We start from the raw sequence: 26,098 nt of genomic DNA on the forward strand, positions 1-26,098 counted from the left end.
TTTAACTTTTGTCACAGCCCCTAACTTAATTTGTATAAACAAGATAATATGCGGTCCCTTTTCAAGGATTAGATTCCCTGATTAACTCGCATTTTTGTCACCAGTAATTATTTTTCTTACTCAAAACTAACCAGTTTGGTGTCGCAATGATCAGCGTAAAGTGTGATTTCCCGAACGCCTCTTGGCAATCTTCCGTAGCAATTGTAGCCTGTTACATTCCCGTAAGTCAGCTGTACTCCATGGAACGTTTTTTGATAGTTATTGTCGTGATCATGGCCGGCAAAAACAGCTTTAATATTTTGATTGCGTAAAAAAGCATAAAAGAGGCCTGAATTAAGTTCTGATGAACACACATCTTCGCCCTTGGTTCCGACAAAGACGGAACTTTCCGTCGTCTTGTATTCAGGTAATGGAATATGCATGAAACCTAAATCAAAATCTGCTTGCTTGCGTTCGCGTGCATTTTCAAGAAACCAATTAACTTGTTCTGGTTCAATCGCTGCATACTCAACTTCCAGGTTCCACTTGGAATAAGCACCACTATCCCATACAAAAATTCTGTTTCTGATTTCATCTGCAGCAGTTAAAACATCCAACGTATAGTTTTCACGCTCAAAAACGGTATAGACATTGCTTTTTTCTGCTGGAAATTCCAATAGTTTTTCATACGCGCGCAACTCTGCTCGGTCGTAAGCACCTTCACTATCATGATTACCATAAGTAATCGCAACGGGGATCTTCGTAGCATTCAACACTGTAAATAATTTTTCCAAACTCGCTTGGGGAACAGAATTATCTTTCCCCCACAGTAGGTCACCCGTCAGCATGATTAAATTGTATTGTTTCTTTTTAAAGAGCTGCTCCAACTTAGCAAGTGTTTTTTGATCGGCCTCATTAAGCGGTGCTTTTCCCAGATGGATATCTGTTAATTGACAGATTCTAAACGGCGCATTAGCTTCCACTTTTAGTTTCAACAACACACACCTCTTTCTACAAATACATTTTTTTCTGAATATAATAATCAAATGCTTGCGCGACAGCAGCAACTGCATGCGCATCCGCACCGTACACCAATGGAATATGCTTTTTTTGTGCAGCTTTAATTAGTTCCAGCGATGGAGACGGTTCGGTCTGTGACTGTCTAGCCAAGCCCGACATGTTGCAATCTAACAAATCACCTTTTTGTGCAATTATTTCCAAGATCTTACTTTGCAAGTTCGCTGTGGTTTGATCCTGCCAAAGAACCGTTGGTGAGAATTCATTACGCCATTTACGATACAATGTGATATGTCCATAACGTACTGGTTTATTTATGGTTTCCCATCTAATTGCATTTAAAACAGTGGTCAAGTAAGCATTGGCAACCCCGACAGGTGTCTGATATTCAGCTAAAACGCCTGCACAAAAATCAGTGTAGCTATCGTCAATCGCTCGTAGCCCTGTTTTAGTAGGTAGAAAATGTACTGATAAAATCGCATCATCAATTTCTGCACCGAATTCCAACAATTTGCTAGCGGTCCATTCCCGATATCTTTCAAAATAATCGACTTCAAATCCCACCAAGATTTTAATTTGCTCTTCATATTTTGTTTTTAAATACCGCATTTTTTCAAGATATGCTGGAAGTTCATGGCTCCTCATTGCTGCAGTATAGATGGCATGTCGCGAACCTTGTGCATCTTTATAAAATGCAGGCGGCATTGGGAAGTGTTCCGTGAACGAATATGTTTTGAAACCTGCAGCAATTGCTTTTTCTATAAACAGCTCGCTGTCTTCGCCTGACCCATGCGAACAATATTCAGTATGTGTATGGCCATTCCACGTACGCCTATCAATTTTGCTTAAATCATCTCGCCCCAACAAACTATGCTCCCACCTCCTTAACGTACTTGGAGTGCAGATACAAGGTCTCTTTTGCTCCAACCGTTAATGGTTTAGCGTGATTCAAATTCTCAACTTTCAGCATAATTCCAGGCGCGCTTTCAAACAGATATTGGACACGATCACCTAAAATAGAGGCACTTTGCACTGTTCCGGTGATTGCAACCGAATCTGAACTTTGCAAATGGTTCTCTGCTCTTTCAAACAATTCCGGACGAACAACATACTTCAATGTTCCTTGCACATTTTTCAAGCCCAGCTTAACTAATTCTTGACCACTCAAGATGTTATGATTGCCAATGAAATTAGCGACAAACAAATTCTGCGGAGCTGCATAAATTTCCATTGGGGAGCCTTGTTGCTGCACCTGACCGTCATTCATCACAATGATATCATCAGAAATTGCAATTGCTTCAGCTTGATCATGCGTCACAAAAATCATTGTGATCCCTAATTTTTCTTGGTAATGCTTAATCTGATTCCGCAACTCAACCCGAATCTTAGCATCAAGCGCACTGAAAGGTTCATCTAACAGCAGCAACTTTGGCTCCATCACCATTGCACGCGCAATCGCAACACGCTGCTTTTGCCCACCTGATAAATCGTCTGGATAAGTATCTTTTTTTTGCTCCATTCCTACTAGCGCGAGCATCTCATTCACTGCGGCATTAATTTCTGCTTGCGGCTTTTTTTGAACCTTTAAGCCATAAGCAATGTTTTCAGAAACACTTAGGTTTGGGAAAAGCGCGTAGGATTGAAAAATCATTCCAATATTTCTTTTATTCGCGGGCAAATGCGTAATGTCTTGCCCATCCAGTAAGATCTTGCCCGTAATATTCTGGTTTAAACCCGCAATTGCTCTTAGAACGGTCGTTTTCCCGCCACCACTGGGCCCCAAAATTGAAGTCAACGTGCCTTGCTTGATATTGAAGTTCATCTCTGAAATGACATTTAATTTTCCAAAATTAATACTTAAATCTTCTACGTTAACCAAATTATCCATCTTTTTACTCCTTCCGCTGATCTATTTTTTTACCGTGCACTGTTTTAATAAGTAAGAACGAAATGATCATGAGAAAACCAAAGTAGATAATCGTTAAGACACTTCCGGCATTTCCATTAACACTCATCAAACGGTACATATAGATTTTCAGTGTTTCAAACTCGCCGCCTAAGAAAATATTTGTAACGACGTACTCACTGAAAGCTCCCGTGAAGGTTAATAGCATACCTACCAGTACCCCTGATCTAATATTGGGTAAAATGACATGCATAAATGCACCAACTGGACTTTCTCCCAAAAGCTGGGCTTGTTCAAACATTGCCCGAAAATCTCTGCCCATAAAAACATTATTCAAGCTTTGATAAAAAGAAGGCAAGTTAATCGCCGTCAAAGTCAAGATCAGCACAACTATTTTAGGGATCGGCAGATTAGCATACAACTGTACTAGCCCAGTCACCAAGACAATTCCAGGAATAGTAAACGGAATAATCGTTAAGAACCGCATTTTAGCTTTCAATTTAGGTTCATATACATTGATGTAAAAAATAACTGGTAAAAAAATTACCATTGATACTATCACTGTTGCCACACCAACTCCAAAGGAACGTAAAACTGCCGGTAAAAATGAAGGACTGCTTGTCAAAACAACATACCAGTGAAAGGTCAAGCCTGTTGGTAGAATTGTCTTTACCCATGAGGTCGAAAGCGAATAGGCCAGCGTGGCCACAATGGGTGTTAATAACATAATTGAAATCAAACTAATGGTCAATTTAGCACCAAAATTACTACTTTTTTTCAAAAAGACACCTCTTTATCGACTTCTCCTAGTAAGCCTATTACCTAAGGCAACAAGCAGCATCATAATCGCAGCAAAAATTGTTGAAAGCGCACATGCTAATGGAATATTTGCATCAAGCGAACCATTCGTCAACGCCCCGATTACAATTGGAATAGAAACAACATTATTTCCCGTTAATGCATACATAGTTTCATAAGTTCCCATCGCGTTTGCAAAAAGGATAATGAAAGTCTCGATGATATTCGGCAAAATAAGGGGCACAATGATCTTCTTTAAAAAGAACCAATTATTCGCACCCAGAACCTGCGAAGCCTCTTTCCAATCTGAGTTGATTTCCTTAATTGGTGGAAATAAAAACATTATCCCAAGCGGAACTTCAAAGAATGTATACGCTAGGATCAAGCCTGGTAAAGAATAGACATTGAATGCTCCTAAAAAACTCAGATGCGAAGCTGTCGCAATAGCCTTCAAAATTCCTGAATTACCAAACAAAATAATCAAGGAAAAAGCCAACGGAATACCAGCAAAACTTGCTGCCATATTGAACAGCGTAAGAAACGTATTTTGCGTTTTCTCAGAAAGACGCGAAATTGCCCATGCACCAAGGATTGACAAAATTTCACCAATTACTGCTGCAATCAACGAAATATATAAACTGTTCATGATTGCCTTGCGATAATAATTGTTCTTGAAAATCTCTGTATAATTTGAAATTCCAATCCCGCCATCAGTCCCCTGAAAACTGGAAAAAAACATAATAAGTACTGGAAAAACCAGTACTAGTGCAATTAATAGACTAAAGGGAAATAAAATTTTGACTTTTGTTTTCATAAAAACACCCTTTATTTTGAGCCAAGAACATCGGATTGCCATAATTGTGCCAATTTAATAGTTGTTTTGTTCCAAGTTTCATTACTCTTAACATGGTAAATCTTTTTGTAATCTTTATCTGGAAGCAGCTTGCTCTTGATAGACGCTGGAATCTTAATATCCGTTCTAATTGGTCGTGCGTAGCCCTTCGCCAAGTTGATCTGTCCTTCTTTAGACAGGATGTACGAGCGTGCCAGCTTAGCAGCATATGGATGTGCAGCATTCTTATTAATAACCTCTGCGTACCCACTCATTACAGAACCATCAGATGGAATCGTAATCTTGTAGCGACCCTTTTCATTAATCAAGTTGCTATAATTAAGTGCATTAAAGTCCCAGACAATCGAAACTTGGGTTTCACCTTTTTTCAGATTCTCAACGCTTGAATCTACCGATGAAAGTCGATTTGCCTTTTGCAGTTTTGCAAAATATTTAATTCCTGGCATAATGTTCTTTTCATTACCGCCATTTGCGTAAGCTGCAGCTAAAACTGCATACTGTGACTGGGCACCTGTTGTAACGTCACCAACAGAAACTTTATACTTTCCAGAAGCCAGATCTTTCCATGAAGTTGGTGCATCTTTTGTACTTACATTTTTTGTATCAGTAATAAATGCAATTGTTCCTGTGTATCCTGCCGCATAGTAGCCTTTTTTGTCTTTTGCCCATGAAGGAATTTTATCCCAATATTGCGTTTTATAGGCGGTTAACAAATTCTGCTTTACAGCTGTCGGCCCAACGTTAATTCCAATATCACCAAGATCGGCTGCACTTGAACTCTTGCCAATCTTCTTAAAATTCTGTAACTCTTGCGCACTTGACATATCGGTATCAGTATGAGAAATTCCAAATTTACTCTTGATATCATTCCAAGTTCCGACCCAGTTTGCCCAAGTATCCGGCATCCCAACTGATTTAACTTTTCCTTCTTTTTTGGCCTTTTTGACAATTGTATTCCAATTGTCTGAAGTTCCTGCCGAGCTTTGAGAAGAGCACCCTACTAAAGTTGTCCCTAATAATGCAGTGATTAAAAAAATGCTAGTTTTCTTGCTGATTTTCATTAATAATATCTCCTTTCACAACAATTTCAAAGATATCATATGATTGTAAATTTTATAATCACAATAAGGTAAACTTCATGTAAATTGTCTAATATTTTTAAGGTTGCATTTAATTGCTTATTAAGATATTGTTTTTATTGTGCCGCCTAAAATTCAAGCCTTCATTATCGGGATATTTTTTTCAAAAAAAGGCTGCTATATCAGCATCTGATTGCATAATTTAAAATAAGTTAGCCTTAGCGTTCAGTCAGCGTCCTCCAATTAATTTTACAGGTCCTTTACAAAGGGCTGATTTTTATTTATAAAAGCAGATAATTAATTACCTTAATTAAAAATATTAGTTCGTTTCTTCTTTATTCTTTTTGCCCTACTCTTTATCAAAAAATTAATTTTCATTTGTAGTTTTCATATGTACTAGTCTGGTATACTTAGTCCACTTCTTCCTTTTCAAAGAGGGGCTGTGACAAAAGTTAAATTTTGTCACAGCCCCTCTTTTATTCCGGATAAACGTGTTCCATAAGTCAAAATTCGAGTGCTAACTTCGAATTACTCATAGCAAAGTACTCGCTATGTTCGTAGTTTCGAGTTAGCACTCAAATTTTTCGACTTATGTCACACTCTCTAATTTTATTTTATAATAGTTCTCCAACCAGCACTGTTACTTCACGAGTTGTGCAATCGTGTCATTCACAGCTGTCTTTTCTTCTTCAATCAAGTTGACGCGTCCTTCAATTACTTTAATATCCATTTGAATTTCACGTGTTAAGCCCGGTGTCTTAATTTTAGGTTCAAAGAACGCCTTGAATTCAGCTAAGCGCGCTGGCGTATGGAAAATACTTGCAATGACTGTAATATAGGTTGTGAACTCCATATCACCGCCAACTGTTTTTTCCAACCACTGCCACTCAGCGCGAATCCAGTCCCATGCCGCCTGTTGCCCATCATCATTGGCTAACACATTGCGGAACCAAGCACGCAAATCTTGCGGTTTAATTGTATCTGCATCTTCAAAGCGCGCAATTAGCTGTGCAATTAAGTTAGCATCAGGTGTGCTTGACAACGCAGCACATAGGTCTGACTTAAAGCTCGCATCCGTTGATTGCCGATATTGCTGCAACAACTGTTCGCATAAAGCAGCGCTGCCGAAGTGCTTAACTTCGTTGGCTAATACAAAGACACGGATCGCAGCTGGTAAAGCTACCAATTGGTGCTTATTTTTAGTAAATAACACATGTGCAGCCTCAATTGCGGCCTGATTACGTGCATACAACGCTGCACGTAATACATAGGGACGTGTCAATTGGTCGTCGTTTGTCTCATTTTCTTTTGCATTCCAGCCCAAGCGTGTGACTTGAGCTGCACTCAACTTATCATAAAATGTACGCAAATTCTGCTCTGCTATTGAGTCTGGGGTCACAAATTTTTTCAAGTTGCCAGCAACCTGATATAGCGCAGCATTCACAATTGCAAAATGGCTGTTTGCAAATTGCGTTAAAACCGGAACGATTGCAACGTAAGAAAGCAGACGTCCCTCTGCTAACAAGCGCAGATCTTGTAAAATCTGCAACTGCGAAACAGCTCCAAGGCTAGCGCTTTGATCCAAGATATCCTGTAAAAGCGTCGTGTCATATTTAACAATAAAGTGTGAATTGTTGCCGATATTCAACCGGAAAGGTTCCGCAGCCGCTGCACGTAATTTAGCATAATCACCGACGACAACCTTCTTGGTAGTCAAGATAGCTGGAACAGCTGCATAGTTGCTATTGAGTGGAATTTGCCAGTTGCGTCCCTGTTCTTCACCCGCACCAATGAAAAACTGTTGCTGTGTGAGCACTAGTTGCCCTTCTTCAACTGCTGCTGTGACTACAGGATAGCCTGGCTGTTCCAACCATGAATTCATGATTGCTCCGACATCAATTCCAGCGGCGGCTCCTAATGCTGCCCACAAATCAGCACCAGTCGCATTTCCAAACTGATGTGCCGCAAAATAGTTCTTCAATCCGGTACGAAGCGCGTCGTCACCGATCAGCGCACGGACCATCACGAGCATCCGTGCTCCCTTAGCATATACAATTGCACCATCAAAAAGCGCATCAATTTCGGCTGGATTATTAACCTGGACATGGACTGACTGAACTCCATCAGTTGCATCTCGCTGTAAAGCTGCCGGAGCCTCTGATGTCTGGAAGCTTTCCCAAATACGCCAGTTAGGCTCCAAGGCATCAATTGCGACATATTCCATCATGTTAGCAAAACTCTCGTTTAACCATAGATCATCCCACCACTTCATTGTGACCAGATCACCAAACCATTGATGTGCTAATTCATGTGCAATCACTGTTGCAACCAATTGTTTCATGTCAAGTGCTGTGTTTGCCGGATCAAGGAGCAGATATGCTTCCCGGTATGTTACCAGCCCCCAGTTTTCCATCGCGCCTGCCGAAAAATCAGGTAGGGCCAACTGCCAGGAATGCGGTAATGGATAGGGTGTTTGATAAAATTCTTCATAAAATTCGATTGAACGTTTTGCAATATCCAATGCAAAGTCAAGTTCATTAGCTTGGTGCGCTTTGGTAGCAAAAACTCCGATCTTTACGCCACTCTCAGTGGTTGTCAGCTTACTTTGCAGCTCTCCAAATGCAAAAGCCACCAAATAAGTTGACATCCGGACAGTTTTTTCAAAGTAATGCACACCATCTTCAACCCGTGCTTCCGGCATATTACTTAAAACAGTTTCACCAGGCTGCTCATCAAATTTAAGCGCAAGCTCAAAAGTTGCTTTTGCTTCGGGTTCATCAATGCATGGAAATGCCTGACGCGCAAAGTTAGTCTCGAATTGCGTCCCAATAATCTGCTTTTTAACTCCATTCAACTCATAATACGAAGGATAGATCCCCATCATTGTATCCGTCAATGCTGCCTTGTAAGTAATTGTCAGTTCAACATTGCCCGTTTGCTGCAAGTCAATTCGCAGCGCATCTGCAGCTGGATCTGTTGTAAAGGGGAGTGCCTGTCCATTGGCTTGCACAGAAATAATTGTCAAATCCTTTTGATGAATAGCAATTTGAGATTCTTTGGCAGCGCCTGTAATAGTTGTCTTGCCGGTAAATTGTTTTGCCTTGCGATCAATATTTAGAAAAAGATCATAATGTTTCGGTTGGAACATCTGATAAAAGCGTGTCAATTCAGCCATAATTTCTCCTTTAGTCTCTTTAGAATTAAAACCATTATACGACTTCAGTTAAAAAGGTGCTACTATCCATGCTTTATAAATTTACTTAATCGCATTTAGCATTTGTTAAGCGTTCTACAATCTTTGCTGCTGGTTCAATCCTAGTAATCCTAGCCGCAACTTCTCCTGCCATGAAAGCTCCCCGCTCTAAGTCCCCTGCTTGAACCGCTAAGCGCAACGACATATTTTGATTCTTAACAGCAAGCTTTAAAACACGGGCTCGATAACCATTTTGGGAAATTCTAATAAGGGTGGCCTTGGGATGACTTTTAATTAACAACTGACGATAATTGGGATGAAGCTGACATTCTTGTGCTGCTAAAAAAATTGTTCCAGCTTGAATTCCTGCGGCCCCTAAGTTATACATTGCTAGTGCATCTTGATAATCATAGATCCCCCCGGCTGCTAAAATCGGTTTAGCAGTCTTTAGCGCCAATTGCTGCACCAATTCTTTTGTCTGAAAATCCCCCACATGTCCACCAGCTAGTTGTCCTTCAACAATTACACCTGCAATTGGCAATGCAAACATCTTCAGTGCAATTGTTGCAGAAGGAACAACTGGGAAAACTTGGCAACCTGCTTGGTTCAATGCTGCTAAATATAATTTGGGTGTACCTGCCCCAGTGGTGACAACCCGTACCTTCTCATAACAGATAACTTTACACAATTCTTCAATGTTATCATCCTGTAACATTAGATTTACCCCAAAGGCAGACTTCGTCAATTCTTTAACCTGCGTAATCATTTTTTGCAATTGTTGTGCCGAGCGCCCCCCACTACCAATAATTCCCAAAGCACCGCTATTTGAGACCGCCGCCACTAATTCTGGGTTACTAGCCCAAGCCATGCCACCTTGAAAAACTGGATATTTCAATCCTAATTTCTGATACCAAAGACTCATCTTTCTTCCATCCTTTGATACTGTGCTGGTAGCCAGTAACCTTGACGAGTTCCATTTACTGCCAACACTTGCCCTGTTTTTTGAGTAGAAAGGACGTGTTGTATGATAAAGTCTGCTACTTGTGCAGCCGTTCCCAACTGCCACATTGATGGCAAACTTCCATTTTTTTGTCTAAATTTCTCTAAAACTGGCCTCGTCATTGCCGTTATAGCCGCAGGGGCGACAGCATTAACATAAATTTGTTTTCTTTTTAACTCCGCCGCTAGTGTGTACGTCATTCCAACCAAAGCGGCTTTGGCAGCACTATAATTTGCTTGTCCCGGATTACCCTTTAGACCTGCTTGTGAAGTAATATTGACAATGTGTCCTCCAGGAACAATTTTAGCGGTTAATCTTGAGGTCACATTATATACACCGGTTAAATCGGTTGCAATCACTGTATCCCATTGTTCATCCGTCATCTTTGACCACCAGTTATCAGCGATCGTCCCAGCGTTATTAACAAGGACATTTAATCGATCGATTTTCTGGAGTTCTTGCTCTAAAATTTTACGGTCACGGACATCAAAACAAACAGTTGTGCAGCGCTCTCCTTGAGGTGCCAATTCCAACTTGCGTTGCTGCAGTTCAGTAGCATTGCGCCCGTGTAAAATCACATCATATCCATATGAATATGCCTTTTGCGCAAGTGCCCAGCCAATTCCTTTGGTTGCACCTGTAATTAATATTTTCTTTGTCATCTTCCTACTCCCATGTTCCTGTAATATATTTTGAATAACCGTTTGGGTCCGTTACTTCTACTTGAGTACGCGTTATTTTAAGCTTGATAACCGTGTTAACTTTAATTACATTATGGAAAATAAGCGCCATTTTCTGTGGACTTTTACAGAAACGCGCACTGCATTCCTTTTCTAGGTACCCTAAAAGCAGATTTCCAGGAACAATCCCTTGGGCTCCCTTATGTTTAGGATTTTGGTCACCTGCAATTACCAAGTAGTCTGCAAGTATTTCCCGGGTTATTCTAAATTCTGGCTGCATTCCACGATTCCTCCGTTAATAATTTTAACTTAACTGTCCCTATTAATTGCTCCTGTTGTCTGATCTTTAGTTCAAGTGTGGGAATATATTTTCCGTGTTGCGTTTTATGTTCATTCAACAATGTCAACTCCAAGGCTAGTGCAGCATTTGAAACAAGCTTAGCACTATCCAGACTAACCTCTTCTTCTAGCAAATAAGCAGCAGCATTTTTTAAGTATTTCGGTAAACTTAATTTTTGCCAGAGCAGCGGTGCCCAGCCCAAACATCCAGTAGCTTCAAAGAACTCTTGGTAAGTTTTCAACTGTTGCTGCTCAAACTCAATTTTCTGGTTCCTCAATAACTTCAATTAAATTCACCTTCCCAAAATTGATTACCAATTAACATACTCATCCCCATTCCCCCAGCAACACAAAGTGTAACTAGTCCTAAGGCAGGACCTGATTTGCGATTTAAACTATTTAGCAAGCGTGCCATCAAAATCGCCCCCGTAGCACCATATGGATGTCCATATGCTAGTGCTCCTCCGAGTGGATTGAGTTGTTCCGCTTCAATTCCAAGTTCTTTTTGACACAAAATACTTTGAACCGCAAAGGCCTCATTCAACTCAACAACATCAAGATCAGCAATTTGGAGTTGATGCTTGGCTAATAATTTTTCAGTCGCAATAATCGGTCCCCGCAAAAACTCAACTGGGTTTAAGCCCACAATGACCTGATCAAGTAAATATCCCTGAACCTGTTTGCCTTGCTGATATTTTTCTAAGATAACGGTCGCTGCTCCATCATTAATAGGACAGCTATTCCCTGCTGTAGCTGTTCCTTCTTCCGTAAAAACTGGTTGCAATTGGCTTAACTTTGCTAGTGAAGTCTCAAATCGAGGGCTTTCATCCTGCCAAAGAGTTTTAATTTCAGTTTGAAAAGGGACAATCTCAGCTTGAATCAGTTTTTGTTCAAACGCTACTCGTGCTTTTTGCTGACTATGATAAGCGTATTCATCCTGCTGTAATCGTGAAACATGATATTTTTTGCTCATCAAATCAGCAACAACTCCCATTTCCAAGTCTGGATACCCTGCTGGAACCATCGGATAGCGCTTGAGTGGCTGTTTTGTCTGCGGATCAAGCACTGTTAGCGCTGTCGAAGTGCTTTCCACCCCACCTGCAAGAACAGCTTTGGCCGCACCACTTATAATCTGCTGTGCTCCTTGGGCAAGTGCAACTAATCCAGAAGCACACTGACAATCAACTGTCACAGCGGGAATTAATGGCGAGATTCCCGCTGCAAGCGCACAGCGACGTGCCAAGTTGCCGCCTAAGTTGGTAACATTGCCTAAAATAACCTGTTCAATTTGCGCCGCAGAAAAATTTTCTAGCTGCTGTAACTGCCCTGTAACTAATGCTTGAAACAAGTCTTCTGGCTTTTGGGCACCATATATCCCACGAATCTTTCCAATTGGCAGCCTTTTAGCACTAAGAATACTAACCAATGTTTCTTCTTTTTTCATGACCATTCTCCTTGTTGATATAAATTTACCAATTTTGTTCTTGAGATTTTTTGATTTAGTGACCGTGGGATGTGCTTCACAAATAAATATTCCTGTGGCAGCTTATAACTAGGTAAACTTCGTGCAAGCCGTGCCTGTAATTTTTTACGGGAATTTTGACCGCGGACTATTGCGACTACCTTTTCCCCATAAACCGCATCAGGTACCCCAAAAACTACCACTTCTTCAACCAGTTCAGCTATCAAGTTCTCAATTTCACGTGGGTAAAGCCGATTACCTCCATGATTAATAACTTCACTCTTACGTGCCCAGATAAAAAGACGCTCATTTTTAAAACAGCCAACATCATCGGTCTGAACAAAGTCTGTCCGTTGCCGTGTTTCACCGAGGTAACCTTGAAATACATACGGACTTTTAACCTGCACACATGTTTCTTTAAACGCAAGCTGGACTCCTGCAAACAGCTGCCCGACACATCCAGGTTGTTTTTGAAAAACAATTTTTTGCCAAGCTACTAAACTCGTTTCCGAAGAACCATAAAGTTCATAAAAATTCTGAGTAGGATGTTCAGCACGCCATTGCGTTACTAGGGTTTGAGTTAATTCTCCTCCACAAGTTACAATTCCGGCCGCAATATCGAAAAAATGTTTAGTTGTGACTTGTAAGCTGGAAGCCAGCTGTTGTGACAACATTGTTGGTACTGTAAATAGGATTAAATTTCCATCTTCTTTCGAACGATTGACAGTTGTATCCAAATAGAACTGCTTACCTAAATACAGACTTAAAATTAAAGTATGCATTCCTAGCGATGTCGTCAATGGACTAGGCGTCGCAAGACACGTATATTGGTCTAGCGCAAATACTTCACGACAGGCAGTGAACCCATGGCACCAGGAAGCCCAATCTCTTTGATATACCTTACTGTTACCGGTTGTGCCAGAAGTCATGCCTAAAAATAACAAGTTGGCAGCGCGCTTTCCCTTGGGGATTTCCCTAGTAATTGCTGCTGCGTTAAGATCATCCATGAATTGCCAGTATCCCGCAATTTTTTCCAATAGCTGCTCGATTTGCACTAGGTCATGTCGATTAACTACAATCGGAATTTTTTTAGCCACGTGAATCGCCAAAAAACGACAAATAAAATCGATACTTTGCTCTCCTACCACTACGATATAAGGTTTGACCAAGTTGGCTGTCCTTAATATTTCATGGACACGTTTTGCCAAATCAATATATCTATATTGTCTTGTAGCTCCAACAACTGCAATTTGTGTTTGATACTTTGCCAAAAGCTGTTCTGGACAAAAAAAATCCATTAATTGTAAACCTCTTTTTTAATAAGGTTAACAATTAACGGATGGAAATACAATCTCTTTTGCTTTTATTTACAACTTCAGTGCAATCAGTTGCTTAATGACTGACATGCTCCTTATACTTTTCATAGTCAATTTCTACCTGTTGCGCGTATCTAACAGCCCATTTCGCCATTAACTTGTCAAAATCAACCGTCTCTTCAAGGTATCCTTGAAGCATTGGAGCAGTTGGGCTGTGGAAGTGACTGAAAGCCAGCAAAAGGCCACAAACCTCAGCATAAAGTTTATAACCAGACCAATCCATTTTTTCAAGGTTAAATGAGCCCTTCATATCCCTGAATTGACGTACATAATAACTCCGCTGTCCGCTGCTCAGGCTGCCCAAAAAAGGATCCGAGGCTGCTTGCATTATTTTTTGCGCCTTAATAATGCGATTTCCTTCACCAATTTCGCGGTGAAGATCAAGATCCAGCTCCAACGGAATAAAGGAGTCCCTTGTTGGCAAAGCTTCCTTAACCTGCAGTACCAAATGACTTCCATCATTAGCTGTCAGTAGCAGTAAGTAACACCGCGTTCCAAAACTGCCGACACCCACACTGTGACGAATTACATCTGTAATCTGGTACTGTAATAACAGCACGCGCACGCTTTCTGGAACAGTCGCGCGATACTCACTAAAAGCCGCTTTAAATTGCTCCATCTTTTTTTCACTTACTCGAACTGAACGCGGTGCAGCTTCAATAAAGACCCTGTGTCCATCAGCATTAAGCGTCGTAAACTTACGCAAGACTTTATTCAAATCGTTTTTTGTAGCTTTCTCAATCACGCTTGTCAGCGGTTTTTCAAACTCGCCGCCCGCTTGTTCGCGTACAATTTTAGCTAACAGTTGCACTTTGGGTGAGAGGTAAAAACGGTCCATCAATTTCAGCGAACCTGAATAAGTGATAGCCGCACGATAAGCTGCACTCACCTTCTTAAGGAGCTTACTTAACTTCTTGTTTTTAAAACCATTTTCATTACCAGCTAAATAAACACTTACTAATAAGCGGCGCAAATCATTCTCCCAGTTATCAATTCTGGCTTCATCAAAATCATTAAGATCAAACAAAAGCTGGCGTTCCGGTGATGCATAAAAACCATAATTTCCTAAATGAGCATCTCCGCAAATCAAAACTGGAATGCCAGTGTGCACCTGATTTGCTAAATCAAAATCCATCAATCCTGCAGTCCCACGGTAAAAGGAAAAAGTATTCTGAAGCATGCGTTCCCTGCGCAGCGGCAACAACTCAGGAATTAAGCCAGTTTCAACAGCTTCAATTATCTTAACTGCATCACGTTTCACTTCCTGATATGCAGTTAACTTTTCAACAGAAACTGCTTGAAATTTTTGTTGACCGCTCTTAATCAGCTCTTCACGTGTCTTTGAAACACTAATCTGACCAAGGTCAAGAATTATTTTTTTTGCCATTTGCATCGCTTCCCTATTCATTGTCCGGCGTCTTCACTATTGGCATTCTCAACACCTAATGCTACCAATCTCATTCATTGTAACGCAATTTTTGTTTTTGCTGGTCAGTTTTGAGTTGAACGTTACCAGGTAATTGCTAACTGTCACAAAAAACAGGATTCGGTAAAAAACCAAATCCTGTTTTATTCTTTATAAGTGGTCTATCTTATATTGAACTACATAAAGCCTGCTTAATAATTTATTGAGTGGCGCAATTTCTATTTGAAATCTGAATCCAACAACAATTCTCAGCTTTTTATTCCTAGCCGATTAAAACAACACCTGACAAATTTATCTCTGAAAAAACTAATCAGCGGTCCAACAGAAAAAGCAAGGATAACAGTCCCGACATTAATTGGTCCATTTAACAAAAAAGCAGTGACGGCAATTATAGTATCCAAAATCATTCTAAAAATTGCCATTTCCCCTTTAAAATATTTTACTAAGGCATAGGCGATCGAATCATATGGTACCATTCCCATATTGCATTCCATATATATAGACATTCCAAACGTAATGATCAATGCACCTAAAATAAAAACGAATAAATTAGTAAGAATTGATGTAATTGGTTCAAGATTTTTTTCAATTAACCAAGTAAAGAACTCTAGAATATATCCAAAAGACACGATTGGAATGACCGAGCCCACACCGATATTTTCTCTTTTGAAAATAAAGATAAATCCACCAATTACCAGTTGAATCAGCAAAGTAACAGTTCCTAACTGTATTCCCGATTGTTGCGATACCGCAATACAAAAAGCATTAAACGGATCAATCCCCAAACCAGTGTAGTTACACAGTGCTGTGCCAAAAGCTAAAATTATAATACCTATCAAAAAAACTATGATTTTTTTCATAATACTTTCCTTCTAAATATTATTACGATATCCATTTTTTATCACAGCTCTTGTCCATTTGATGCAATTACTTTTTTGTACCAATAAAAGCTGTCTTTCTTCTTTCTGCTGAAATCCCCAGTTCCGTCATCGTTTCTTTTTACGTAAATATACCCATAACGTTTATACATCTCACCTGTACCCACACTGACAATATCAATAGGTCCCCACGAAGTATATCCAATCAATGGGACTCCTTGTACAATTGCCTTTTGCATCTCAATGATATGTTTTTTTAAATATTCAATGCGGTAAAGATCATGAATACTATCATCAGGCTCAACTTTGTCAATCCCACCATATCCATTTTCAACCACCATAATTGGAACTTGTGGATAGCGATCAGTAATTAAATTAAGCGTATATCTCAACCCTTGTGGATCAATATGCCAACCCCATTCAGACAATTTTAAATACGGATTCCGTGCTCCTCCAGTAATATTTCCTCCCACATGTTCTACTTCAGGATCTGTTGAGATGCAGTTGGACATATAATAAGAGAATGTGTACATATCAACCTTCCCATCTGCCAGAATTTGCTGATCCTTCTTAGTAATAAATGAATAGTCAATATTGTTATCTTCAAAATAGGAAAAAATATATGTGGGATAACTTCCTCTGACCATCACATCACCAGCAAAATCATTAAAAATTCGATTTTTAGTTTGGCAGGCTAAAATATCATCTGGATTCGGGGTTAGCGGATACCATGTGATTCGATTAATCATGCAGCCAATTAAAAAGTCAGCCTTAATTTTATGACCCGCACTGACTGCTAAGGCCGAAGCTACAAATTCATTATGCAATGCCTCAAATCTCTCCTGTGCATTATCTGTTAAATCCGCAAGTGGAATCAGTTCGTCGTTTAATAGATCCTTTTTTTGTAAAAGGCCTAAACCGTTATAACCACCTTCTGCAATTGTGGCACAGTTAATTTCATTAAACGTCAACCAATATTTAACTTTATCTTTATAACGGTTAAAACAAGTCTTGGCGTACCTGACAAAAAATTCAATTGTTTTCTTAGAATAAAACCCCTTGTACTTTTTGACAAGATTCCAAGGTATTTCATAATGACACAGCGTTACCATCGGTTCAATTCCATATTTTTGACACTCAGCAAAAATTTCATCATAAAACTGTAAGCCTTTTTCATTTGGTTCTAAGTCATCACCATTCGGAAAAATGCGGGCCCAATTAATCGAAATCCGTAACATCTTGAATCCCATCTCTCCGAATAAAGCAATATCTTCTTTGTGGTGATGATAAAAATCAATCGCAGTATGTGATGGATAATAAACCCCTTTAACAATTCGCGGTGCAAACATTCGTGGCTTATCTTTAGTTCCGCCGGTTACCATATCAGCAGAAGACAGTTGCTTGCCATCTTCTAAATACGCTCCTTCTGCTTGATTGGCCGCAAGTGCACCTCCCCATAAAAAATCTTTTGGAAAACAATTATTATAATCTTTTCTCATTCTCAATCAGCTTCCTTTACTACTATTTCTTCTTTGCAACCAAGTTCAACAATTCCTCACCAGCATTAATGTTATCCTTAGCAGTTTTGTTAATTTTTTCATACATGTCTGTGTTAGTAATAATCACTGGCGTCACGATGTCATAACCCGCCTGTCTGATTTCTTTCATATCAAATTTCAGTAACAGGTCCCCCTTGTTAATACTGTCTCCTTTATTAACTAAAACTTCAAAGCCTTTACCATTCAATTTAACAGTATCCAAACCGACATGAATCAGGACTTCACATCCGTCATAACTTTTCAGCCCAATCGCATGTTTCGTAGCAAAAGTAGCACTAACTACTCCTGCAAATGGCGCCACAACTTCGCCACGTGTGGGTTGGATAGCAATTCCATCACCCATCATTTTTTCTGAGAACACACCATCTTTGACATCTTGCAACTGAATAACATCACCTGAGACTGGACTGTCAATCGTTTGATCTGCAGCGATTCTTGTCACTAGTTTTTCATCTAGCTCTACTTTTTCGTCCTGCTTTTTCACAGGAATATCCTCAAACCCAATTATTGGAGTGAGCACAAATGCCACTACAAAGGACGCAACGGAACTGATTATGAAGTAAATAAACGTTGCCCCTAAAAATAGTGGAATCCCGGCAATTGGTCCGGTCCCCATTCCTAGTGCTGTTACTTTAAAGTATCCCGCAATTGCACCGCCGACTGCACCGCCTGCTGAAACAGCAATTAATGGTCGTTTTAACTTAGAAGTTACCCCAAATAATGCTGGTTCAGTAATTCCAATAATTGCGTTCAAAGCTGCAGCCCCCGCGATGGCTTTGAATTCTTCGTTTTTAGTTTTCAAAAAGACTGCAAAGGTTGCACCTGCCTCAGCTGAATTCGACGCAACTGTGGGACCCATAATATAATCGACGCCATATTTAGATAAGGACTGCACCATCACTGGTCCAAACCCGACATGCATTCCCATAATTACCAAGTAAGGATAGGCGAGTCCAAAAAGGATTCCAGCAATTACTCCATACTTCAAATACAGTTGGATAAAGCCCTGACCAATTGCGTCACCAACAACCGTTCCGATTGGTCCAATTACAATGAGAACAATTGGAGCAACAATTAAAACCGTTAAGACTGGGACAAGAATCATTCTCAAAATCTTAGGAACGACTTTGTTCAACCATTTTTCCACATACGACATCAATAAAATCCCAAAGATAATTGGTAACACACTACTCGAATAACTAGCATTGGTGACTGGAATTCCTATGAATTTTAACGAATTTGAATGTGCCATCATTGTTATTAAATTCGGATGTAGCAAAATTCCGGCAATTGCCACCGCAATATATTGATTGCATTTAAATCTTGCAGCTGTACTAATTGCTAATAAGATTGGCAAGAAGTAGAAAGCTGAATCGGAAAAAATATTCAAAAATTTATATAGATCACTACTTGTCGATACTAATTTATAAAACATCAGAAAAATCATAATACCTTTTAACAACCCAGCACCAACAATTGCCGGAATGATTGGCGTAAATATCCCTGATAATGTATCTAAAAATCTATCAATGAGGTTCCCATTATTTTTTTCAACACCATCACTGTCCACTTTTCCAACTAAAGGAACAAACTGATCATACACATCAACTACTTTGCCCCCTAAAACGACTTGTAGTTGATTGCCAACAATGTTAACTCCCAGAACATTTTTCAACGACTGAATTTCATTTTTTTTGATGCTTTTCGTGTCATTGACTGACACCCTTAGCCGAGTAACACAATGTGTCACACTGCTAACATTTTTTTTACCACCGAGCAACCTCAAAATCTCCATGGCTAATTGTTTATCATCCATTTTTATTCCCTCACTTTTCAATGAATTATCTTAAAAGCGCTTTCTTTGACACTTAAAGCATATCAATATTGCTTAACCGTTTAAATATTTATTGATTTTTTAGGTCCAATAGTATCAAAATATTTCATTTTTAGCCGTTATTTTTGAGATTATTTTCTTAAAAGTCAGAGTATAGTATCAAAAAAACATAATATAATAAAAATAGCTGACTATTTTGCATGTTGCAGCAAAAAATAATCAGCTATTGCTGGTATTTATAAAGAAGTAACCTATTTCTGCAATTAGTGGTACTTCTTGCACATTTCGAATTTTAAAACCAATCATTTTTAATTACTTAGCGGACGTATTTTTTTCTAAATATTCTTTATAGAATGTTTTATCTGGTTGTTCAATAAACTTATTCTGAATAACATCGATAGAATTATTAAAATTTCTTTCGTAATCCTTAATAAGCACTGCAGCGAAAAGCATATCAAAAATATACATCATTGATGTGTATGGTGAGATAACTTCCATACTCATTACTAAAGCCTTATTAAAAGTTTCTATATACTCATCACACAAATCTTTAAAATCGCTTGATTCAGTTCCTCCAATTCCTAACAAAAAAACTCCAACTTTTTTTAAATATTTTGCTATTCTGATTGCTCCCGGATTTTGACCTGTAAAAGAAAGTAAAATAGCGATTGTACGCTTATTCTTATTTGCCATTATATAATGTTCATTGACACCAGTGTGGACATTGCAGTCCTTTCCAATTGACAAAAACTTAAACTTTGCGGCGCTGGCAATGCTTTCTGTGATCCCACTGCCATAGATGTCAATCGTATCTGCCAGACGCAATTTGCTTACAATTCGACTTAAAGAGTACATATCCAATTTCATTTTAGTCTCACTAATAGATGCCTCATATAGAGAATGCACCCCATTTACTACTTCTTTAAGAGAACTTTTTTTATCCAGCGGTTCCTGTTTCAACAATTCTTTTAATCTAGACCTTTCTGTGATCTCTTTTTCAAATTGACGTCGCATATTTTCATAACCATTCACACCTATTTTTTTACAAAATCTAAATACAGAAGCTTTGCTTGTAAATGTTTTTCTACCTAATTCATTTGCGGTCAACTCGCTAACCTCAAAAGAGTTTTCCAAAAGAAAGGCCGCAATTGCCTCATCAGTCTTCGTAAAGTTTTTATGTTCTTTGATTTTTTCTAATATCAAAGCAATCACCTCAATTTTTTCACACAGCTTTTAAAATACAACACTTCTTAATTTCTATATCACTAATACTTTAAAGATACAAGTAATATTAGAGTGACCACATGATTATTAGCTGCAAAAATTACCTGTAATTGACGGTCCAAGAAATATTCATTACATTTGAACTCTGTCATCAAAGCAATTGCAGCAAGATTCTATAATCTCAAGGAGATCCAACATGCTGCTTTTTTACGCTATTAATGGCTTGCTTAATTTGTACATTTGGCTATATTCAAGATCGAATTGCTGTATTAAAAGCTGATAGACAGCAGCTTATCCCCAAAAAACTTTAGCGCAAATCAAAAAATGGGCATCCTAGGACCTCCTAGCATACTCATTTCCGCTTTTCCAATATGATTTTTCGAAATACTTGGGCTTCATTTTTAATTTGCCTAGGCTCACAAGTAAAACAAAGTTCTTTGTTTCAAACAATGTTCCCCATCAAACCACGCCGTAGTGACATCTTAATTGATATAGCGATTACTAACCTAGATATACTTATGCTCAATCCTCGTTAAAAAAGCTCAAAAGCCTGGTCTAATTCCATGTTAAAGACGATCGATCCCCTTAAATACGCAGATAACGAAAAATGCTTACCCGCATCAATGCGACCACAGCGTTTTTTGAAACTGATGGTCACATCACTTCTAGTCAAGGAGACCAAGTCAGCTAAGCAATTCTAAAATTCATCACGACTGTTAAATAGCTTGCACTAACACTTCTTTGGCCCTAATTTTGATAGTCAGTGTCAATTACTAACACTGGCTTGATTGTTTTACCACTTACAGAGTCTTGATTTGCTTGATTTATCTCAGAAAACTGATAAAATTTTTCAGTTTTATCAAATGGAAACATTCCTTGTTTATAGAATTCAATCAACCTGGGAATATCAATTTGCGGAATCGCATCTCCCATGTTGACACCTACCACTTTTCTGTCCGAGGTACAAAGATCATTCCAAGAACTAAAAGCAATATTTTGAGAAGTGACCGCAATTAAAGCAGCTGTTCCTCCCTGAGCCAGCGCACTAATGGCCTGCAACATTACTGTTTCAATCCCAGTGGTGTCAACCGTAAAATCTACGCCATAGCCATTTGTTAATTCTTTAATCTTTTCTACAGCATCTTCTTCTTTGCTATTAATTGTGTGTGTAGCGCCCAAATTTTGCGCCAAGTTTAGCCGTTCTGGAACGACATCAACCGCAATTACCTGCGTACATCCAGCTATTTTACCTGCCATCATCGCTGCCAAACCAACTGCTCCTGTTCCAAAAACTGCAATTGTCTGTCCTGGTTTAGGCTGAAGTGTGTTAAATACTGTCCCACTGCCGGTTACGTAACCACAACCCAGCGGACCTAATTTACGTAAATCTAGTTCTTTATCTACTTTAACTGCATTACGCTGATTCACAACCGTATGAGTTGTAAATGATGACTGATTAAACATATCACTAATATGATGACCGCCCTCAGTAAAATGGTCAGTTCCATCTGCACGAACGCCGCTCAAATTATACTTTGCGTAGTTTCTGCATTGCGTAGGAATTCCTCTCAAACAATTATCGCAGGTTCCATCAGAGTAAAATGACAGAATCACATGGTCACCAACTGCAAAATCCGTTACCTGTGCCCCCACCTGTTCAACAATTCCAGAGCCTTCATGTCCTAAGATAACCGGATATCCTAATGAAGCATCTCCTTTTCGAATAGCCTCGTCAGAATGACAAATTCCACTGGCTACCATCTTAATTTGTAGATCTGTGACTCCGAGCTTGGCTAATTCAATATCATCTTTAATCACAAATGGGTCACCAATCTTCTCAACTACTGCTGCACTGATCTTCATAGAACGTTCCTCCTCCTATTAGTGAAATTCTTAACTAACTTTATTATGGTCACAAATTTAAGCGCTTTCAATATCATAAATACATCAAAAAAACAACAAAATCACACCTTTTAAATTGACTAGCCAACTTTAACCTGAGTGCACACGCTAAACGAAAAAGTAGTACTACCCTATGAAATTCAGCAGAACGGTTAAAGTTAAAATACTAAACAGAGTACTTATCAAAGTGTTAATTGCGACAAATTGAGGTTCAACTGCAAATTGAATGGCATATAAGGTTGTATTTGCTGCACTAGGCATTGCTGACATCACAACAAGAATTGCTGTTAAAGTGGCATTTATAGGTAACAGTTGGCAAATAAAGTATACTATTAGCGGTGAAATCATTAAACGCAGTACACTAGCCAGCCAAATTTTATTCCAGTCACTTCGGACTAATTGGACACTTGCAAGCTGCATACCTAAAATCAACATAATAATAGGGACTGTTGTATTGCCAATCAAAGTAATGCTCTTCATAAAATTGACAGGCAGGATTAGCTGAAATTTGTTCATCAAAATTGCAGGCAGGATGACATAATTCATCGGTTGTTTAAAAACCTGCTTCAAAGGCCCTAGAACGTTGCCTTGCTTATCAGCAGCAATATAAACTCCAACTGTTCCCATCAAAAGATTATGGAAAATCATAATTGGCAGCCCATAGAGTAATCCCTTATGCCCAAAAGCAAACATTACGATTGGAACTCCATAATTCCCACTGTTAGGAAAACAGCTTGCCAATAATAGCGCATCTATTTGACTCCGTTTAAAATGCAGGCTTTTTCCAACAATTATTCCTAAAATTACCAATGCTATCAAACTCAAAAGCAATACAACTATGATGAAATAAAAAGCGGTATTAATTGCATTTTTATAAAAAGTCTGAAAAGTTAGGAAAGGTAACAGCAAAGATATCGCCAACGTTGATAAGGGTTTAATCTCCAGATTGAAAATTTTCTGAAAAACAAAACCAGTCGCAAAAATAAAGATTACCGGTAACATTACACTTTCAAAAATAGACATCCTTTAACCTCACCAACCTTCATCATTCTTATGTTGACTAGATATAAATAAACCGGAGAGCAGTAAAATGCAATCCGGTTTATTTAAGAGCTATTTATAAACTTTTTAAAGGAACTCTGGATTAGCCACTACTCCAAATGCTTTTGCAAGTTTTCTTAACTGATCGTCAGTAATTGCTTGCTTTATTTTCCCTCCTTGTGCGCCAATTTGAGAATAAATTGTTGCCGCTTTTTCCGCTGTCTCAATTAAACCAAAAGTCTCGTCCAAATCAGCCCCGGCACCAAATATGCCATGATGTGGCCAAATCACTAGACGAAACTCCTGCATTTTGTCCGCAGTAGCACGCCCAATTTTCGTTGTTCCTGGCGTCATGTATGGAATAACACCAATTCCTTCGGGAAAAACGACTAGTGATTCTGCCTGCATTTTCCACAGTAATCGCGATAGTTTGGCCTCATCAAGCTCCTGTGTAAATGATAAAGCGATAATATTCGTCGGATGACAGTGCATTACCACATGATGTGTTTGGTCAACCTGCAATCGTTCAATATGGGTCATCAAATGACTTGGAAATTCTGAAGTTGGCAATCCACCATCTTCAAATCCCCACAACAAATCAGCTTTTTGACCGTCTGCAGTAATTTGAACAAGTCCAAGATCTTTTTGAGGTTGATTAATGACATTCCGGAAATAGCGCCCCGTACCTGTTACTAAAAAATATTGTTTTGCTAAGGGCCTTGCATCAAAACCTAAAGAAAAGCTCCGCTTAACTTCAGCTAAATCAGAAAACCCGGTTAAGTCTTCGCGGTCAATTCGAACTGAGACATTTCCACCATTTCGTTCATCCCAACCATGTACATAAGATTCGTGAGTGATTTCACTAATTTTCTTTACAAATTTCGAGGTCCCAAATTCTGCCATCAAAAATTCCTCCCGCTGCTGTTTAGAGCTTAATTTTTTAATTATTTGTTTTAATTGCGCTTAAATAACACATCTTTTTCATACTGATGAATATTCTCCAGCCAATCTGTTCCAACTGGAGTGCCATTTTGAAGGCAGAACTCGTCCCAAACTGCCCCAAACGGATATGATTTCAATTCTTCTGTTACCGCTAATCGCGTTGTAAAATCATAGTTTAGTTCAGCTTTTTTCAATGCTGCAATTGGAGCAAGCATTGCTTGTAATAACGCCTTTTGTGTTGCGCGTGCACCAATCACCCAGGCTGCAACTCTGTCAATCGTTGCATCAAAGAAATCTAGGCCGATATTGGTCTTAGAAAGTTCATTATCACGTACTAATGTACGGGTAATTCTGCTTAAAGCATCATCCAAAATCACTACATGATCACTATCCCAACGAACTGGGCGTGATACATGCAACATTAATCCCTTACCAAAAGGCATAAAGGCTGAGAACTTGTCGGAAACATCTTCAGTTGGATGCCAGTGGCCAGCATCAATTGTCCAAAGTTTGCCCCGACTAATCGCATAATTGTTATAAAATAAGTGTGATCCAACTGTATACGATTCAATCCCCGTTCCGAAAAGTTTACCTTCGACTGCCTCAATTGTATTATTTTCATCATATTTTTTAGCAAATATTTCATCAAGTGATTCCAATAAGCGCAATCTTGGTGTCTGTTTATCGATTGGATTATCCTTAAACCCATCTGGAATCCAAAAATTATTAATTGATTTTTGTCCAAGCTCTTGACCAAAGTAATTCGAAATTTCACGTGATTTTTTCCCCACTTGAATCCAATAGTCACGAATTTCCTTTTCAGGACTTGCCAACGTAAAATTATGTTTTACTTTCGGATGTGAAAAGAAGGTGGGATTCATATCCAACCCAATTTGTTCTTCTTTAGCCCAATCTACCCAATATTTAAAGTCCTCTGGTCCAATCTCGTTGAAATCTTTCTTTTTATCTGTCACAGCGTAAAGTGTATGCAACTGCACTTTGTGTTTCCCTGGTATTAATGACAATCCTTCATGCAAGTCTGCTGTTAATTCATCTGGAGTCCGAGCAATCCCCGGATAGTCTCCGCTGACCCCAATTCCCCCCGTTAATTCTTGGTTTGGATTTAAAAAGCCATGAATATCATCCCCTTGCCAACAATGAATTGATAACTTGATATTCTTTAATTGCGCAAGTGCTTTGTCAGTATCAACCCCTAATTCTGCATAACGTGCCTTAGCTGTTTCATAGGCTTTTTCAATATTTTCAGTTTTAACCATTTTAAAGTCCTCCTTTAATCTAGATGAAATACTTGCTGCAAATCCTGGGTAACAGGGCTTTGATCAGGATTAGTATCCATGATTGGTTCCATATACGCCCACCATTTTTTGCATGCTTCAGAATTAGCAATATTATTATATTTTTCAATGTTGTCTACTTCCAAATAAGCAAACAGATTACCTGTTTTTTTATCAAGGAAGATTGAGTAGTTATGTGCCCCTGCATCCTTTAATGCTGCTTTCATTTCTGGAAAAAGATTGTTATGTCTCCGCTCGTACTCAGTATACTGATTAGGATACACATGCATTAACTGTCCAATTCGGATTGCCACT

At 39.0% G+C, this 26,098-nt stretch carries 23 protein-coding genes; all 23 read right to left on the minus strand.

Translation table 11 applies throughout. From position 1 onward, the window contains the following. Window positions 1–116 precede the first annotated feature (116 nt). Window positions 117–974, minus strand: a complete 858-nt coding sequence (locus FD50_RS11160; RefSeq protein ID WP_056961874.1) for a metallophosphoesterase family protein — start codon at window positions 972–974, stop codon at window positions 117–119. Between the two features lie 16 nt (window positions 975–990). Continuing rightward, window positions 991–1,860: a histidinol-phosphatase HisJ gene (gene hisJ / locus FD50_RS11165; RefSeq protein WP_235803471.1), complete on the minus strand. Its 870-nt coding sequence runs from the start codon at window positions 1,858–1,860 to the stop codon at window positions 991–993. Window positions 1,861–1,864: 4 nt separating this feature from the next. Then, window positions 1,865–2,884, minus strand: a complete 1,020-nt coding sequence (locus tag FD50_RS11170) for an ABC transporter ATP-binding protein (RefSeq protein ID WP_056961769.1) — start codon at window positions 2,882–2,884, stop codon at window positions 1,865–1,867. 4 nt (window positions 2,885–2,888) lie between these two features. Then, window positions 2,889–3,683 carry an ABC transporter permease gene (locus FD50_RS11175; protein ID WP_228889093.1) on the minus strand — a complete coding sequence of 265 codons (795 nt, stop codon included), beginning with the start codon at window positions 3,681–3,683 and terminating at the stop codon, window positions 2,889–2,891. A gap of 12 nt (window positions 3,684–3,695) precedes the next feature. After that, window positions 3,696–4,514, minus strand: a complete 819-nt coding sequence (locus tag FD50_RS11180; RefSeq protein WP_056961771.1) for an ABC transporter permease — start codon at window positions 4,512–4,514, stop codon at window positions 3,696–3,698. 11 nt (window positions 4,515–4,525) lie between these two features. Then, entirely contained in the window at window positions 4,526–5,614 is a 1,089-nt protein-coding gene (locus FD50_RS11185) for an ABC transporter substrate-binding protein (protein ID WP_054755785.1), read from the minus strand. 658 nt (window positions 5,615–6,272) lie between these two features. Continuing rightward, window positions 6,273–8,807 (minus strand): M1 family metallopeptidase, encoded by a 2,535-nt coding sequence (locus tag FD50_RS11190; RefSeq protein ID WP_056961772.1) that lies wholly within the window; start codon window positions 8,805–8,807, stop codon window positions 6,273–6,275. Window positions 8,808–8,892: 85 nt separating this feature from the next. Next, on the minus strand, window positions 8,893–9,747 hold the full coding sequence (locus FD50_RS11195; protein WP_056961773.1) for an NAD(P)H-dependent flavin oxidoreductase: 855 nt from the start codon (window positions 9,745–9,747) through the stop codon (window positions 8,893–8,895). Beyond that, complete coding sequence (locus FD50_RS11200; protein WP_056961775.1) at window positions 9,744–10,487, minus strand: SDR family NAD(P)-dependent oxidoreductase; 744 nt, start codon at window positions 10,485–10,487, stop codon at window positions 9,744–9,746. Before FD50_RS11200 ends, FD50_RS11195 begins: the two co-directional genes overlap by 4 nt. 4 nt (window positions 10,488–10,491) lie before the next feature. Further along, on the minus strand, window positions 10,492–10,785 hold the full coding sequence (locus FD50_RS11205; protein WP_054755779.1) for a hypothetical protein: 294 nt from the start codon (window positions 10,783–10,785) through the stop codon (window positions 10,492–10,494). After that, window positions 10,769–11,131 carry a hypothetical protein gene (locus FD50_RS11210; RefSeq protein ID WP_054755777.1) on the minus strand — a complete coding sequence of 121 codons (363 nt, stop codon included), beginning with the start codon at window positions 11,129–11,131 and terminating at the stop codon, window positions 10,769–10,771. Before FD50_RS11210 ends, FD50_RS11205 begins: the two co-directional genes overlap by 17 nt. Beyond that, window positions 11,128–12,288, minus strand: coding sequence for a thiolase family protein (locus FD50_RS11215; protein ID WP_056961777.1), 1,161 nt, complete (start codon window positions 12,286–12,288; stop codon window positions 11,128–11,130). Before FD50_RS11215 ends, FD50_RS11210 begins: the two co-directional genes overlap by 4 nt. Then, the gene (locus FD50_RS11220; RefSeq protein ID WP_056961779.1) at window positions 12,285–13,604 is read right to left on the minus strand and encodes an AMP-binding protein; all 1,320 of its coding nucleotides are present in this window, start codon (window positions 13,602–13,604) and stop codon (window positions 12,285–12,287) included. Before FD50_RS11220 ends, FD50_RS11215 begins: the two co-directional genes overlap by 4 nt. 94 nt (window positions 13,605–13,698) lie before the next feature. Then, window positions 13,699–15,069 (minus strand): DUF2252 domain-containing protein, encoded by a 1,371-nt coding sequence (locus FD50_RS11225; RefSeq protein ID WP_054755771.1) that lies wholly within the window; start codon window positions 15,067–15,069, stop codon window positions 13,699–13,701. Between the two features lie 287 nt (window positions 15,070–15,356). After that, entirely contained in the window at window positions 15,357–15,968 is a 612-nt protein-coding gene (locus FD50_RS11230; RefSeq protein WP_056961781.1) for a YczE/YyaS/YitT family protein, read from the minus strand. Between the two features lie 41 nt (window positions 15,969–16,009). After that, on the minus strand, window positions 16,010–17,485 hold the full coding sequence (locus FD50_RS11235) for a glycoside hydrolase family 1 protein (RefSeq protein WP_056961783.1): 1,476 nt from the start codon (window positions 17,483–17,485) through the stop codon (window positions 16,010–16,012). A gap of 22 nt (window positions 17,486–17,507) precedes the next feature. After that, window positions 17,508–19,361 (minus strand): beta-glucoside-specific PTS transporter subunit IIABC, encoded by a 1,854-nt coding sequence (locus FD50_RS11240; protein ID WP_056961785.1) that lies wholly within the window; start codon window positions 19,359–19,361, stop codon window positions 17,508–17,510. Between the two features lie 330 nt (window positions 19,362–19,691). Further along, window positions 19,692–20,582: a MurR/RpiR family transcriptional regulator gene (locus FD50_RS11245; RefSeq protein ID WP_054755762.1), complete on the minus strand. Its 891-nt coding sequence runs from the start codon at window positions 20,580–20,582 to the stop codon at window positions 19,692–19,694. Between the two features lie 768 nt (window positions 20,583–21,350). Further along, a complete protein-coding gene (locus FD50_RS11250) occupies window positions 21,351–22,466 on the minus strand; it encodes an NAD(P)-dependent alcohol dehydrogenase (protein ID WP_056961787.1) in 1,116 nt (371 codons plus the stop codon). A gap of 165 nt (window positions 22,467–22,631) precedes the next feature. Then, window positions 22,632–23,528: an AEC family transporter gene (locus tag FD50_RS11255; protein ID WP_054755761.1), complete on the minus strand. Its 897-nt coding sequence runs from the start codon at window positions 23,526–23,528 to the stop codon at window positions 22,632–22,634. A gap of 105 nt (window positions 23,529–23,633) precedes the next feature. Beyond that, window positions 23,634–24,449 (minus strand): rhamnulose-1-phosphate aldolase, encoded by an 816-nt coding sequence (gene rhaD, locus FD50_RS11260; RefSeq protein WP_056961789.1) that lies wholly within the window; start codon window positions 24,447–24,449, stop codon window positions 23,634–23,636. 50 nt (window positions 24,450–24,499) lie between these two features. After that, on the minus strand, window positions 24,500–25,765 hold the full coding sequence (locus FD50_RS11265; RefSeq protein ID WP_056961791.1) for an L-rhamnose isomerase: 1,266 nt from the start codon (window positions 25,763–25,765) through the stop codon (window positions 24,500–24,502). 14 nt (window positions 25,766–25,779) lie between these two features. After that, on the minus strand, window positions 25,780–26,097 hold the full coding sequence (gene rhaM, locus FD50_RS11270; RefSeq protein ID WP_082610539.1) for an L-rhamnose mutarotase: 318 nt from the start codon (window positions 26,095–26,097) through the stop codon (window positions 25,780–25,782). Window position 26,098: the final 1 nt, after the last annotated feature.

The organism is Liquorilactobacillus satsumensis DSM 16230 = JCM 12392, from assembly GCF_001435195.1.
In the GTDB taxonomy this organism is placed as follows: domain Bacteria; phylum Bacillota; class Bacilli; order Lactobacillales; family Lactobacillaceae; genus Liquorilactobacillus; species Liquorilactobacillus satsumensis.

Bases quoted from the DNA above. Each gene is read 5' to 3' on its own strand.
- FD50_RS11170 (WP_056961769.1), bottom strand. From the start codon at position 2,884: ATGGATAATTTGGTTAACGTAGAAGATTTAAGTATTAATTTTGGAAAA.
- FD50_RS11180 (WP_056961771.1), bottom strand. From the start codon at position 4,514: ATGAAAACAAAAGTCAAAATTTTATTTCCCTTTAGTCTATTAATTGCA.
- FD50_RS11185 (WP_054755785.1), bottom strand. From the start codon at position 5,614: ATGAAAATCAGCAAGAAAACTAGCATTTTTTTAATCACTGCATTATTA.
- FD50_RS11190 (WP_056961772.1), bottom strand. From the start codon at position 8,807: ATGGCTGAATTGACACGCTTTTATCAGATGTTCCAACCGAAACATTAT.
- FD50_RS11195 (WP_056961773.1), bottom strand. From the start codon at position 9,747: ATGAGTCTTTGGTATCAGAAATTAGGATTGAAATATCCAGTTTTTCAA.
- FD50_RS11200 (WP_056961775.1), bottom strand. From the start codon at position 10,487: ATGACAAAGAAAATATTAATTACAGGTGCAACCAAAGGAATTGGCTGG.
- FD50_RS11205 (WP_054755779.1), bottom strand. From the start codon at position 10,785: ATGCAGCCAGAATTTAGAATAACCCGGGAAATACTTGCAGACTACTTG.
- FD50_RS11215 (WP_056961777.1), bottom strand. From the start codon at position 12,288: ATGAAAAAAGAAGAAACATTGGTTAGTATTCTTAGTGCTAAAAGGCTG.
- FD50_RS11220 (WP_056961779.1), bottom strand. From the start codon at position 13,604: ATGGATTTTTTTTGTCCAGAACAGCTTTTGGCAAAGTATCAAACACAA.
- FD50_RS11225 (WP_054755771.1), bottom strand. From the start codon at position 15,069: ATGGCAAAAAAAATAATTCTTGACCTTGGTCAGATTAGTGTTTCAAAG.
- FD50_RS11230 (WP_056961781.1), bottom strand. From the start codon at position 15,968: ATGAAAAAAATCATAGTTTTTTTGATAGGTATTATAATTTTAGCTTTT.
- FD50_RS11235 (WP_056961783.1), bottom strand. From the start codon at position 17,485: ATGAGAAAAGATTATAATAATTGTTTTCCAAAAGATTTTTTATGGGGA.
- FD50_RS11240 (WP_056961785.1), bottom strand. From the start codon at position 19,361: ATGGATGATAAACAATTAGCCATGGAGATTTTGAGGTTGCTCGGTGGT.
- FD50_RS11250 (WP_056961787.1), bottom strand. From the start codon at position 22,466: ATGAAGATCAGTGCAGCAGTAGTTGAGAAGATTGGTGACCCATTTGTG.
- FD50_RS11255 (WP_054755761.1), bottom strand. From the start codon at position 23,528: ATGTCTATTTTTGAAAGTGTAATGTTACCGGTAATCTTTATTTTTGCG.
- rhaD (WP_056961789.1), bottom strand. From the start codon at position 24,449: ATGGCAGAATTTGGGACCTCGAAATTTGTAAAGAAAATTAGTGAAATC.
- FD50_RS11265 (WP_056961791.1), bottom strand. From the start codon at position 25,765: ATGGTTAAAACTGAAAATATTGAAAAAGCCTATGAAACAGCTAAGGCA.